The organism is Rhodococcus opacus B4 (assembly GCF_000010805.1).
GTDB classification, from domain to species: domain Bacteria; phylum Actinomycetota; class Actinomycetes; order Mycobacteriales; family Mycobacteriaceae; genus Rhodococcus_F; species Rhodococcus_F opacus_C.
The window spans coordinates 6644571-6656489 of the sequence record NC_012522.1 but is presented as its reverse complement, the minus strand read 5'-3'; the positions used below and the strand labels follow the sequence as shown (position 1 = coordinate 6656489).

Genomic DNA, 11919 nt, shown 5'->3' with positions numbered 1-11919 from the left:
ACGATTGTCCAGATAGGGCGTAACCGGATCAGGCCTGCTCGACCGCCTTCGCCGTGATCACCTGCACCATCTCGTCCAGCGCCGCGATCATCGCCTCGCTGTCCCGGTCGACAAGCCACCGCAGCACGAGCCCGTCCAGCATGGCCAGCCCGAACCGCGCGATCGCCTCGACCGGAGTGCCCCAGCCGACACCGGCGATCCGCGCGCACTCGGAGAGGAACTCGATCGCCTCCTCGTCCATCGTCCGGTATTGCTGACCCGCGATGTCGCCGGCCCGCTCGCTCCCGGACGCCCGGTGCCGCAATGCCTGCGCGGTGATCTCGTACGTCAGCAACTGGCGGTCCGGGGTGGCCTCGATGATCGGCCACATTCCGCTGATCCCGATATGGAGCAGCTCTCGCAGACCGTCGATGCCGCGCAGGTCCGGCGCGTGGCGCACCTGACCGAACGCCAGCCGCATCGACGCGCTGAGCTGGAGAACCAGACTCTCGCCCATCGCGGCGAGGAGCTCTTCCTTGCTCTCGAAGCAGTAGTGCACCACGCCCAGAGACACACCCGCCTCCTCCGCCACGGCACGCACCGTGACCGACGCGACGCCGCGCTGCTCCGCGATGGACAGCGCCGACTCGACGAGTTGGGCACGACGTTCATCCGCAGGAAGCCTGTTCAGCATCCTCTGATCGTAGAACCTGCGACAGCCTCCCCCGCGACCAACACGGACGCCCGACCAACCCGGTATTTGCCTGGACGAGCGTCCAGGTTCATGATGGGCGAATGGCACAGGACACATGGCGCAACTGGGCGGGCACCGAGACGGCGAACCCGCTGCGGTTGGCTACCCCACGTTCGGTGGAGGACCTCTGCGCACTCGTCAGCGGTGCCGCGCGGCAGGGACAGCGGGTCAAAGCCGTGGGGTCGGGCCACTCCTTCACCGGGGTCGCCGTCACCGACGGCATCCTGGTCAGCCTCGACGCGCTCACCGGCATCGAATCCGTCACCCTCGACGAACCGGCGGGCGCCCTCGTCACCGTCCTCGCCGGCACGCGACTGCACGACCTGAGCGAGCAACTCTGGCACCGCGGACTGGCCCTGATCAACCTGGGCGACATCGACGTACAGTCCGTCGCGGGCGCGCTGTCCACCGGAACACACGGCACCGGAGCACGTTTCGGAGGTCTCGCCACCCAGGTCCGCGCCCTGCAGGTGGTGCTGGCGGACGGCTCGGTGGCCGACTGCTCCCCCACCGAGAACCCCGAACTGTTCGAGGCGGCACGCCTGGGCCTCGGCGCGGTCGGCATCATCTCGAAGGTCACGATCCAGTGCGTGCCGAACTACGTGATGCACGCCGTCGAGAAGCCGGAATCACTCGACGCCACCCTCGACCGTCTCGACCACGACCGCGCCACGGTCGACCACTTCGAGTTCTACTGGTTCCCCCACACCCGCCGCGTGCTGACGAAGCGCAACACCCGGTTACCCGGCGACACCCCGACCTCTCCCCTCCATCCGGTCCGCTCCTACGTCGACGACGAACTGCTGTCCAACGTCCTGTTCGAGGGCATCAACAGAGTGGCGAGCCTTGCGCCGTCCACGATTCCGAAGATCAACCGGCTCTCGTCGCGCATGCTGAGCGCGCGCGAGTTCACCGACCGCAGCTACCGCGTCTTCGCGTCGGAGCGCCGGGTCAAGTTCCGCGAGATGGAGTACGCGGTGCCCACCGAGGCACTTCCGGACACGCTCGCGGCGATCGACTCGTGGGTGGAGAAATCCGATTTCACGGTCGCGTTCCCCGTCGAGGTCCGGTTCGCCGCGGGTGACGACGTGTGGCTGTCGACGGCGAACGGGCGGGACACGGCGTACATCGCGGTGCACCAGTATCACCGCCGCGACCACGAACCGTACTTCTCCGCGGTCGAGGCCATCGCCCGGGAGGTGGGCGGGCGGCCGCACTGGGGCAAGTTGCACGGCCGCACCGCCGAGGACCTGCGGCCGGCGTATCCGAACTTCGACGAGTTCCTCGCCGTCCGCGACAAGTACGATCCCGAGCGAATGTTCGGCAACGCGTACCTCCGGACCGTCCTCGGTGGCTAACGTGGGATAGGTGGCCCCCAGTCGATCTTTCGACCGTCGCAACTTCCTTCGCGTCGCGGGCGCCTCCGGGGCGGCGGCGTTCGGTGCCGCAGTGCTCGGCGCCTGCGGGGAACGCCTGCACGATCCGGAGGTCCCGCCGCTTCCCGACGGCCTGTCCGTTCCGGATGGCGCAGCGGTGTCCGAGTTCACGCCCGTCGACAAGGCGACGTGGCGGGTGCAGGGAGATCCGCTGGTCGCCCCGACCGGCGACGGTCCCCTCACCGGCCTGCGACTGGCGGTGACCGACCTGTATGCCGTTGCGGGACAGCAGATCGGCGCGGGCAGCGGGCGAAGGCTCGCCGAGGCGCCCGTCGAGACCGGTACCGCCGCGGTAGTGGCACGCTTGCTCGGTCAGGGCGCCCGCGTCGTCGGCCTGGCGCAGACCGACGACCTCGGTTACGGGCATTCCGGGGTCAATCAGCAGTTCGGGACGCCGCCCAACCCCCGCGCCGAGGACCGCCTGCCCGGCGGCGCGACGTCGGGTGCCGCGAGTGCCGTCGCGCAGGGCGGCGCCGACATCGGGCTGGGGGTCGACACCACCGGGTCCGTCCGCATCCCGGCGTCATATCAGGGCCTGTACGGCTTCGCGCCGTCCCGGGGCGCCGTCGCCACCGACGGACTCTTCCCGCTGTCCCCCACGTTCGACACCCCCGCGTGGGTGTGCAGCGACCTCGACACCCTCGTCGCGGTGTCCGGCGCCCTCCTTCCCCTCACCGCGGAGACCCCGTTCCGCGGCGCCCTCACCTCGGACGGCATCAACGCCGTCGCCGAGGCCGGGGCGCTCGGCGCGGTGCGGCGCGCCCTCACCGCATGGGAGAAGAGTTCCCTGCCGCGGCTGACGTGGACCGACACCGACATCGGCCGGCTGCCCGACTGGTACGACGCCGTCGTCGACGTGCAGGGCTACGAGGCGTGGCGACTGCACGGCGACTGGGTGAGCCAGGCGATGTCGTCGCTCGGCACCGAACCCGGCCGCAATTTCGCCGACGCGAGCCGCATCTGGGAAACGACGTACGGGCGGAAACTGACCATGCTCGCCGAGGCGTCGCAGACGATCACCGCGTATGTGGGTGACAGCCTGCTCCTGTTGCCCGCGACGTCGTCCGTCGCCCCCGAGCGGAAGGGCGACACCAGCGGCGGGCGGTTCCGGAACACGATGCGCACCACCGGAATGCTCACGTGCCTCGCTAGCATCTCCGGGCTGCCCAACGCGACCGTGCCGTTGCGCACCGACGACGGGAGTCCCGTGGGCCTGTGCCTGGTGGGGCCGTACGGCCGCGACCGCGACGTCCTGGCCGTCGTCGCGAGCCTCGGCGACACGGGCCTGACCGACTGACGACCGGCGCCGTCAGCCGCGGAGCAGTTGCGCCTTGCGGGCGTCGCTCGCGAACGACGCCGTGATCGAGTTGCGGGCCAGGGTGTCCCGCTCGGCGTCGGTGAGGCCGAGCTGGTCCCGCAGTTGCGCGAAGTTGTCGTCGACGTACCCGCCGAAGTAGGCGGGGTCGTCGGAATTGACGGTGACGAGCAGACCGGCCTCCAGCATGGTTCGCAGTGGGTGCTCGGACAGCGAGTCGACGACGCGCAGCCGCACGTTCGACAGCGGGCACACGGTCAGCGGCACCTCCTCGTCGACCAGGCGCGCCACGAGCGCCGGGTCCTCGAGCGCCCGCACCCCGTGGTCGATGCGCTCGGCGCCGAGGAGATCGAGTGCCTGCCAGATGTACTCCGGCGGCCCCTCCTCGCCCGCGTGGGCGACCACGTGCAGCCCCTCCGACCGGGCGCGGGCGAAGACGTCCTCGAACAGCGACGGCGGATTGCCCACCTCGGCCGAGTCCAGTCCGAGCCCGACGATCGGCGTCTGCAACCGGATGATCTCCGAGAACACTTCCTCCGCCTCGTGCACGGGACGGTCGCGCAGGATCGCGGCGATGGCGGCACTGCTGAGACCGAACTCCCGCTCGCTGGTGCTCACCGCGTCCATGATCCCATCGAGCACGTCGTGCAGCGGGACACCACGATTGACGTGGGCCTGCGGGTTGAAGAAGAACTCCACGTGCGCGACACCGCCCGCCGACGCCCGCGCGAAGTAGGCCCGGGTGAGGTCCGCGAAGTCCTGGGCCGTCCGCAGCACCTGCATGTTGGCGAAGTACAGGTCGAGGAACGACTGCAGATCGGTGAACTGGTAACGCGAGCGGAGATCGTCGAGGTCCGCGTACGGCAGCTGTACGGAATTCCGTTCGGCCAGCGCGAAGATCAGCTCGGGTTCGAGGGACCCCTCGATGTGCATGTGCAGCTCGGCGACGGGAGAGCTCACGGGTCGATACCTGCCTTTCGCACCACCTAGGCAGCGGTGTCGCGGTCGACGATACGGACGAAGCCGTCGCCGTCGATATTCGCGGTGTCGCCGGTGTGAAACCAGCCACCGGTGAACGTCTTCGCGGTGACCTCGGGCCGGTTCCAGTATCCGCGGCTGACTCCCGGACCGCGACACAGCAATTCGCCGACCCCCCGGCCTGCGTCGGGCCCGAGGAGCGCCACCTCCATCCCGCCGAACGCGACGCCGACACTGCCCGCGTGCGTCAGGGCGCACTCGTCGGGCAACGCCAGCCCGGCCCCGCACGTCTCGGTCATTCCCCACCCGAGGAAGTGCCTGGCCTCGGGGAACGTTCGCCGGAGTAGTTGCGACTGATCGAGGGACAGGCCCGAGCCGCTGTAGTCGATCCAGCGCACCGCACGCCGGCCGAAGCTCGTCACCCGCGAGCTCTCGACGGCCCGGAGGAGAACGGCGGGCGCCGCGGTGAGCACGTCGGCTCCGGTGCCGCGCCACGACGCCGCGTCGGTGCTCGCGGTCAACAGGACCGTTCCGCCCACCACCAGCGTCGAGAGCACATCGACGAGCGATCCGACGGTGTGCAGTTCGGGTTCGACGAGGAGATTCCGCAGTCCCTCGGAGCTGAACCCGCGCGCGTGGAGCACGGATTCGATGGTCGACAGGACGTTCTCGTTGCTCAGCTCCACCCCCTTCGGGGACTCCGACGGGCCGGGCGTGTACGACAGCAGCACCAGCTCGTCGGGGCTCGCGCCGTCGTCGATGAACGAAATACCTTCCGGCAGTTCGCCGTCGAGGGTCAGCACCGACTGGCTGTCGGCGAGTACCTGACCGGTCCGCGCGTCGTCGAGGGCCGGGCTCACCCCGACCGGCACGCCGCCGGCGAGCAGCACCCCGAGGAACGCCTCCACCCAGCGGACCCCCATGGGCTGCCGGACCGCGACCCGGTCGCCGATCTCGACGCCTTTCGACTTCAGCCCGCCCGCCACCCGGGCCGCGGACGTCCACAGTTGCGAGAACGTGAGCGACCGGCCACCGTCCTCTTCGACGGCGACCCGGCCCGCGTAACGGTGCACGGAGATGTCGAGCAGTTCGGTGAGCGACGGGTCGAGGCCGCCGTACCGGAGCAGGCCGTCACGGCCGCGGACCACGCGATCGTCGCGGAAGAACGGCCCACTACTCGGGTACTCGACGAGGGACGACGACATCTGCACCTCCGCTGCGCGACCGGGACGTTTGCCACGACTATATGACGCCCGTCACAGTTGCGGGGACCGGATCGCCGACGCCTACCGGCCCCGGTACGTCGCCTTGCCCGGGCCGACGTCGAGGAAGCTGCGGACCGCACCCCGGAGGTCGTCGGTCTCGAACAGCGCACCCGACACGTCGGGGGTGATCGAGTCGGCGTGCGCGACTCCACCCGACCGCCACGCGGAGATGATCTGCTTCGTGGCGTCGTGTGCGCGGGTCGGCCCGTCCGCCAGGCGTGCGGCGAGCGCGCGGGCCTGCGCGTCGACGTCTTCGTGGACGGCGTTGACCACACCCCAGGCGTGCAGCGTCGCGGCGTCGTACAGATCGCCGGTCATCACCAGTTCCCGGGCGCGGCCGGATCCCGCCCGCTCGGCCAGCCGCTGCGGACCGCCCATCGACGGGGTCAGGCCCACGACCGTCTCGACCAGTCCGAACTTCGCCTTCGGCGCGGCGAGGATGATGTCGCAGGCGAGCGCGATCTCGAAGGCGGCGGTCAGCGTCAGCCCGTGCGCCGCGTACACGACGGGGCACGGCAGCGCCTCCAGGGGATGGCAGATCTCGGCGAACAACTCCTGCCACAGGTCCGCGCCCTGCTCCGCGGTGAGCCCGTCGAACACGTGGACGTCCACTCCCGCCGACACCACCTTGCCCTCGGCGCGCAGCAGCACCGCGCGCGGCGGATCCTCGGCGAGCGCCGCGACGTCGGCCTGCACGGCGTCGAACATCGCCTGGTCGAAGAGATTCAGCGGGCCGTGCGCGAATGTCAGGATCGCGATCTCGGCACCGGCGTCGGTCCGGACACGCTCGAGTCGGGTGGGATGCGCGGCGGCAGGCTCAGTCATGCGGCCAGACTGCCATACGCGCTGCGCCTACGATCGGGGTGTGGACTCGCTGCGTGCGGCGCTGGCCGGAGTCGTCGGGGAACGGTTCGTGACGGTGGACGCGGACGTGCTCGCTACTCGCGCGACCGACCACACGGGCCGCTACAGCGGGCGGGCGAGCGCACTGGTCCGGCCCGCGGATGCCGCGGAAGTGTCGGCCGTGCTGGGCATCTGCCGCCGAGCCGGGGTGAAGGTCACGGTGCAGGGTGGCCGCACCGGACTCGAGGCGGGCACGGTTCCCGAGCACGACGACGTGCTTCTGTCGACGGAACGGCTGACGTCGGGCGGCGCCGTCGACGGCGAGAATCTGCGCGTCACCGTCGGCGCCGGGGTCACCCTCGCCGCGGTGCGCCGCGCAGCATCCGACGCCGGACTGCTGTTCGGCGTCGACCTCGCGTCCCGCGATTCCGCGACGATCGGCGGCATGGTGTCGACCAACGCCGGCGGGCTGCACACCGTGCGGTACGGCCACATGTCCGCTCAGGTACTCGGGCTCGAAGTGGTGCTCCCCGACGGCGCGATCGTTCGGCGCACCATGCGGGTGGGCGCCGAGAATTGCGGATACGACCTGCCCGCGCTGTGGGTGGGCAGCGAGGGCACGCTCGGCGTGGTCACCACCGTCGACCTCACACTCCACCCGGTTCCGGAGTTCCGCGTGACCGCCCTCGCCGGCTTCGCACAACTGTCCGGGTTGATCGACGCCGTACGCGTCGTCCGGCGGCTCGCGGGCGTCGACGCGGTGGAGATGCTCGACGGCCGCGGGCTCGAACTGGCCTCGTCGCGGCTGGGTTTCGCGATTCCGACCGGACTGCCGTGGTATCTCCTGGTGGACCTGGCCGGCCACCGCGACCTCACCGGCGAACTCGCCGGCGCGCTGGAGCGGTGCGATCCCGGCGACGAACCCGCCGTCGGGATCGACCCCGCAGGCCGCGCCCGGGTGTGGGCGGCGCGGGAGGCGTTCGCCGAGGTGGTCGGGCTGTTCGGCCCGCCACTGAAATTCGACGCCGCCCTCCCGCTGGACGCTCTCGCCGCGTTCGTCGCCGACGGCGTCGCGCTGGTTGCGAGCCGGGCACCCGACGCGGTCCCGATATTCTTCGGGCACGTCGCCGACGGCAATGTCCACCTCAACGTGCTGCGCTGCCCCGACGAGTCCGTGCTGTACCGGCCGGTTACCGAACTGATCCGCGATCACGGCGGCAACATCGCCTCCGAGCACGGCGTCGGCGCGCACAAGCGCAACTACCTGGACCTCGCGCTCAGCCGCGAGGACATCACGGCGATGTGGTCGATCAAGCGGGCGTTCGACCCCGACGACTACCTCAACCCCGCAGTGATGTTTCCCGACTGGCTGCGTCGCCCTCGCTGACTCCGGGATCCTTCTGACGCAACGGTCGCGCGAAACACACCGAGGCGACGAACCCGACCAGCAGCACGGCCGCGGGCAGCCAGATCGACTGCGCCATCGCCGTGGCGAACGGTTCCTTCACGAATTCGGGCATCTCACCGACGCCGGCCTCCTGGCTGCCGGCGTTCAGGCCCTGCGCGGACAGGCGGGCGGTGATGAGCGCGCCGATCGCGGCGCTGCCGAGCACCGCACCGACCTGACGAGTCGTGTTGTACACGCCGGCTCCGGCGCCCGCCTGGTGGGGCGGAAGGTTGTGGGTGGCCGTGGCGGCGAGCGGCGACCAGATACACGCGTTGGCGAGTCCGATCAGGGCGATCGGCAACAGCAGCTCCCAGATCGCCACGTCGGGTGACATGACCATGGACAGCCAGCCGAGTGCGATCGAGAACAGCAGGAATCCGGCGCCCGCGATGTACCGCGGGTGGGTGCGGTCGACGAGTTTGCCGATGAACGGCGCGAACACGCCGGTGAGTACGGCCATGGGCACCAGCAGCAGAGCCGACTTCGTGGGCGACAGGCCGCGCACCGCCTGGGTGTAGAACATCAGCGGCAGGACCATCGCGGTGATCGCGAATCCCATGGCGGTGATCGCCACGTTGGCGAGCGAGAAGTTGCGGTCCGTGAACAGGGCCAGCGGCAGGAGTGGCTCGTTCCTGTTCCAGGACTGGTACCAGACGAAGACACCGAGAAGCACGAGGCCGGCGCCGATCGACGCGAGCACGGTCGCCGACCAGTCGTAGGAACTGCCCTCCTGGATGCCGAACACGAGGAAGAACATGCCGAGCGCGCTGAGGACCACCCCGGGGATGTCGAACTTGTGCGTGTGGGTCTCGAGCGCGGGAACCAACCGCCAGGCCAGCACGAACGCGATCACCCCGACGGGCACGTTGACGATGAAGATCCACTGCCAGCCGAGGTTGTCGACAAGGACACCGCCCGCGAGCGGTCCGACCAGGGTGGCGACGCCGGCGACGGCACCCCACAACCCCATCGCCGTGCCGCGGCGGTCCGGCGGGAAGGTCCGGGTGATGACGGCCATCGTCTGCGGCGTCATCAGTGCGGCGCCGAGTCCCTGGAACACGCGCGCGACGATGAGCATGGTGATGGTGCCGGACAGACCACACCACAGCGACGCCCCGGTGAACAGGACGAGCCCGATCAGGTAGATGTTCTTGGGGCCGAAGCGGTCACCGAGGCGACCGGTGACCAGCAGCGGCACCGCGTACGCCAGCAGGTAGGCGCTGGTGACCCAGACGACCTTGTTGATGTCGGTGTGCAGGTCGTTCATGATCGCCGGGTTGGCCACCGCCACGATGGTGCTGTCGACGAGGATCATGAAGAAGCCGATGACGAGGGCCCACAACGCGGGCCAGGGATTTCGGTGCTCGGGTGGTGCGGTGCGCTCGGTGTCCATCATCAATCCTTTGCTGAACCGGACGGGATCCGGCGTGAGTGTGTCAGTCGTTCGACGAGTTCCGGCGAGAGCCACGGCAGGGCGCCGGAGTCGATGTCGGCCACCAGGGTGCTGAGCCATTCGTGCTCCGCGCGGGCGACGGTGACGAGGAATTCGTTGCCGAGGAGGAAGATCCTGGGGATCTCGGTGGAGCAGGCGAGTGCGGTGGCGGTGTCGAGTTCGTCGATCTCGCGGGTGAGGTGATCGAGCCGTTCCCGGAGCAATGCCACCACCGTGGGTGCGTCGACGTTGTGCGCCTCCGCCAGTGCGAGCGGGAACTGCGGGTACTCGAGCACCGGAGTGGCGAGCATGTCGCTCACCCGGTGGACCAGCGCTTCCCGGCCCGCGTCGGTGACCTCGTACATGGTGCGCTCGGGCCGGTTTCCCGCCCGGTCGGTGCCGGTGGTGCGCACCAGTCCTTCACCTTCGAGCCTGCTCACGGTGTGGTACAGCGACCCCGGCCGGATCTTCACCACACGTCCACGGCGGGCGGCGGCGAGTTGATACATCTCGTACGGGTGCATCGTGCGCTCACACAGCAGGCCGAGGATGGTGACGCCGAGGGGCGTGAGTGCCACGGTCACCACCTTTCACCACTCCGGGGACTCACTATTCCGAATCGAATACTCCACGTGGAATATACCGTCCGGGCCGGCCGGGAACAAACGGCTACCGTGGGCCCGTGGACTCCCATCACCTCGACATCATCCGACTCGCCTGGTCCCGCGAACTGGGACTGCCCGACGACGCACTCGCCACCCGGCCGGACGCCGACGACCGCGCGGTCCGGGTCGACGACGACACCGACACGATCCGATTCCTGCGCCTCGGCGAGACGTCCGCGCTCGTCGGGCCGCGGTGGGCGATCGAGCGCGCCGACGGGCACACGGCGGAGGAACTCACGGAATCCGCGACGCTGCTCGCGCTCACTCAGGACCGGTCCGGACGGTGCGCCGGACCGGTGGTGCTCGCGTACGGCACCGACTACCAGGATCCGGTGACCGGCCGGCCACCCCTCGTCTCCCGCGAACGCGACCACGTCCGGCAGGTCGAGGCGGCCAGTCCCCCGGACGACGTCGCCGAGGCGAGGGTGGGAGACCGCGAGCAGCGGTTCACGATTCTGGGCGACGCGCAGCAACCGGTCGGGTGCGCCGGTTACACCGAGTTCCAGGGGTTCCTCGCCGATGTCGGGGTGCTCACGGTGCCGGAGTCCCGGCGCCGGGGACTGGGCGCCGCGGTCGCCGGGATCGCCACCGACGACGCGCTCGACGCCGGCCTGATCGCCCAATGCCGTTCACCCCGAGACAATCCGGCTTCGCGTGCGCTCGCCGCCCGCGCCGGGTACGGGGAACTGGGAATGTATGCCGAGGTCACGATCTCGCGCAGTACGCTCTGAGACGACACCGAAGGACGGGGAACGAGTCGACCATGACGGACCGAACGGCAGAACCGCACGGCACGGAAGGCGCCTACGTGGAATCCGGTGCCGAGTTCACGCGCGACACCCACTACATCCCCACCCGCATCACGGCCGACGGCCGCGACGGCTATCCCGTCGAACCCGGCCGCTACCGCCTCGTGGCCGCCCGGGCCTGCCCCTGGGCCAATCGCGCGATCATCGTCCGGCGACTGCTCGGGCTCGAAGACGTGGTGTCGATGGGGCTGTGCGGCCCCACCCACGACGAGCGCAGCTGGACCTTCGATCTCGATCCGGGCGGGCTCGACCCCGTGCTGAAGATCCCGCGCCTGCAGGATGCGTATTTCGCGCGCTTCCCCGACTACTCGCGGGGCATCACCGTGCCCGCGATCGTCGACGTCCCCACCGGGCAGGTGGTCACCAACGACTACCCCCGGATCACGCTGGACCTGTCCTCGGAATGGACGCGGTACCACCGCGACGGCGCGCCCGACCTCTATCCCGGGCCGCTGCGCGACGAGATCGACGAGGTCGCCGAACTCGTGTTCCGCGATGTGAACAACGGTGTGTACCAGTGCGGGTTCGCCGGATCCCAGGAGGCGTACGAGTCCGCGTACGACCGGCTGTTCGCGCGTCTCGACTGGCTCGAGGAGCGGCTGACCGACCGCAGGTACCTCGTCGGGGACACGATCACCGAGGCCGACGTGCGGCTGTTCACCACCCTGGCACGGTTCGACGCGGTGTATCACGGACACTTCAAGTGCAATCGGAACAAGCTCGACGAGATGCCCGTCCTGTGGAGCTACGCGCGCGACCTCTTCCAGACCCCCGGTTTCGGCGACACCATCGACTTCACCCAGATCAAGCAGCACTACTACCTCGTGCACACCGACATCAATCCCACGCAGATCGTGCCGAAGGGTCCCGACCTGTCCGGCTGGCTTACACCGCACGGTCGTGACGGGTTGGGCGGCAGCCCGTTCGGGGACGGCACCCCGCCGCCTCCGCCGAAGCCCGGCGAAGAGGTCCCGGCCGGGCACGGCGCGTGACGGG

11 protein-coding genes are annotated in these 11919 nt (G+C 69.8%); 5 read left to right on the top strand and 6 right to left on the bottom strand.

Features of this window, described 5'->3' with window-relative positions; all coding sequences use genetic code 11:
* Positions 1 to 28 precede the first annotated feature (28 nt).
* Positions 29 to 673, bottom strand: coding sequence for a TetR/AcrR family transcriptional regulator (locus ROP_RS30230; RefSeq protein WP_015889822.1), 645 nt, complete (start codon positions 671 to 673; stop codon positions 29 to 31).
* A gap of 101 nt (positions 674 to 774) precedes the next feature.
* Here ROP_RS30230 and ROP_RS30225 point away from each other — a divergent pair, with 101 nt between their 5' ends.
* Positions 775 to 2091, top strand: coding sequence for a D-arabinono-1,4-lactone oxidase (locus ROP_RS30225; RefSeq protein WP_015889821.1), 1317 nt, complete (start codon positions 775 to 777; stop codon positions 2089 to 2091).
* A gap of 10 nt (positions 2092 to 2101) precedes the next feature.
* On the top strand, positions 2102 to 3466 hold the full coding sequence (locus ROP_RS30220; RefSeq protein ID WP_015889820.1) for an amidase family protein: 1365 nt from the start codon (positions 2102 to 2104) through the stop codon (positions 3464 to 3466).
* Between the two features lie 12 nt (positions 3467 to 3478).
* On the opposite strand, the gene ROP_RS30215 is transcribed toward ROP_RS30220, so the two are convergent.
* The 3 genes from ROP_RS30215 to ROP_RS30205 all read right to left on the bottom strand — a co-directional run bounded on the left by ROP_RS30215 (position 3479) and on the right by ROP_RS30205 (position 6552).
* On the bottom strand, positions 3479 to 4444 hold the full coding sequence (locus tag ROP_RS30215; protein ID WP_015889819.1) for an adenosine deaminase: 966 nt from the start codon (positions 4442 to 4444) through the stop codon (positions 3479 to 3481).
* A gap of 26 nt (positions 4445 to 4470) precedes the next feature.
* Positions 4471 to 5667 carry a class I adenylate-forming enzyme family protein gene (locus ROP_RS30210; RefSeq protein WP_043825600.1) on the bottom strand — a complete coding sequence of 399 codons (1197 nt, stop codon included), beginning with the start codon at positions 5665 to 5667 and terminating at the stop codon, positions 4471 to 4473.
* 81 nt (positions 5668 to 5748) lie between these two features.
* Positions 5749 to 6552 carry an enoyl-CoA hydratase/isomerase family protein gene (locus ROP_RS30205; protein WP_015889817.1) on the bottom strand — a complete coding sequence of 268 codons (804 nt, stop codon included), beginning with the start codon at positions 6550 to 6552 and terminating at the stop codon, positions 5749 to 5751.
* Positions 6553 to 6592: 40 nt separating this feature from the next.
* Here ROP_RS30205 and ROP_RS30200 point away from each other — a divergent pair, with 40 nt between their 5' ends.
* The gene (locus ROP_RS30200) at positions 6593 to 7957 is read left to right on the top strand and encodes an FAD-binding oxidoreductase (protein ID WP_015889816.1); all 1365 of its coding nucleotides are present in this window, start codon (positions 6593 to 6595) and stop codon (positions 7955 to 7957) included.
* On the opposite strand, the gene ROP_RS30195 is transcribed toward ROP_RS30200, so the two are convergent.
* Together ROP_RS30195 and ROP_RS30190 are read right to left on the bottom strand one after the other, a co-directional pair.
* Positions 7911 to 9410: an MFS transporter gene (locus ROP_RS30195; protein WP_043825596.1), complete on the bottom strand. Its 1500-nt coding sequence runs from the start codon at positions 9408 to 9410 to the stop codon at positions 7911 to 7913. The two genes, ROP_RS30200 and ROP_RS30195, sit on opposite strands and share 47 nt — an antisense overlap.
* 2 nt (positions 9411 to 9412) lie before the next feature.
* Complete coding sequence (locus ROP_RS30190) at positions 9413 to 10036, bottom strand: PadR family transcriptional regulator (RefSeq protein WP_015889814.1); 624 nt, start codon at positions 10034 to 10036, stop codon at positions 9413 to 9415.
* Between the two features lie 95 nt (positions 10037 to 10131).
* Here ROP_RS30190 and ROP_RS30185 point away from each other — a divergent pair, with 95 nt between their 5' ends.
* Together ROP_RS30185 and ROP_RS30180 are read left to right on the top strand one after the other, a co-directional pair.
* A complete protein-coding gene (locus ROP_RS30185) occupies positions 10132 to 10845 on the top strand; it encodes a GNAT family N-acetyltransferase (protein WP_015889813.1) in 714 nt (237 codons plus the stop codon).
* A gap of 32 nt (positions 10846 to 10877) precedes the next feature.
* Positions 10878 to 11915 carry a glutathione S-transferase family protein gene (locus ROP_RS30180; RefSeq protein ID WP_015889812.1) on the top strand — a complete coding sequence of 346 codons (1038 nt, stop codon included), beginning with the start codon at positions 10878 to 10880 and terminating at the stop codon, positions 11913 to 11915.
* Positions 11916 to 11919: the final 4 nt, after the last annotated feature.

Bases quoted from the DNA above. Each gene is read 5' to 3' on its own strand.
- ROP_RS30230 (WP_015889822.1), bottom strand. From the start codon at position 673: ATGCTGAACAGGCTTCCTGCGGATGAACGTCGTGCCCAACTCGTCGAG.
- ROP_RS30225 (WP_015889821.1), top strand. From the start codon at position 775: ATGGCACAGGACACATGGCGCAACTGGGCGGGCACCGAGACGGCGAAC.
- ROP_RS30210 (WP_043825600.1), bottom strand. From the start codon at position 5,667: ATGTCGTCGTCCCTCGTCGAGTACCCGAGTAGTGGGCCGTTCTTCCGC.
- ROP_RS30205 (WP_015889817.1), bottom strand. From the start codon at position 6,552: ATGACTGAGCCTGCCGCCGCGCATCCCACCCGACTCGAGCGTGTCCGG.
- ROP_RS30195 (WP_043825596.1), bottom strand. From the start codon at position 9,410: ATGGACACCGAGCGCACCGCACCACCCGAGCACCGAAATCCCTGGCCC.
- ROP_RS30180 (WP_015889812.1), top strand. From the start codon at position 10,878: ATGACGGACCGAACGGCAGAACCGCACGGCACGGAAGGCGCCTACGTG.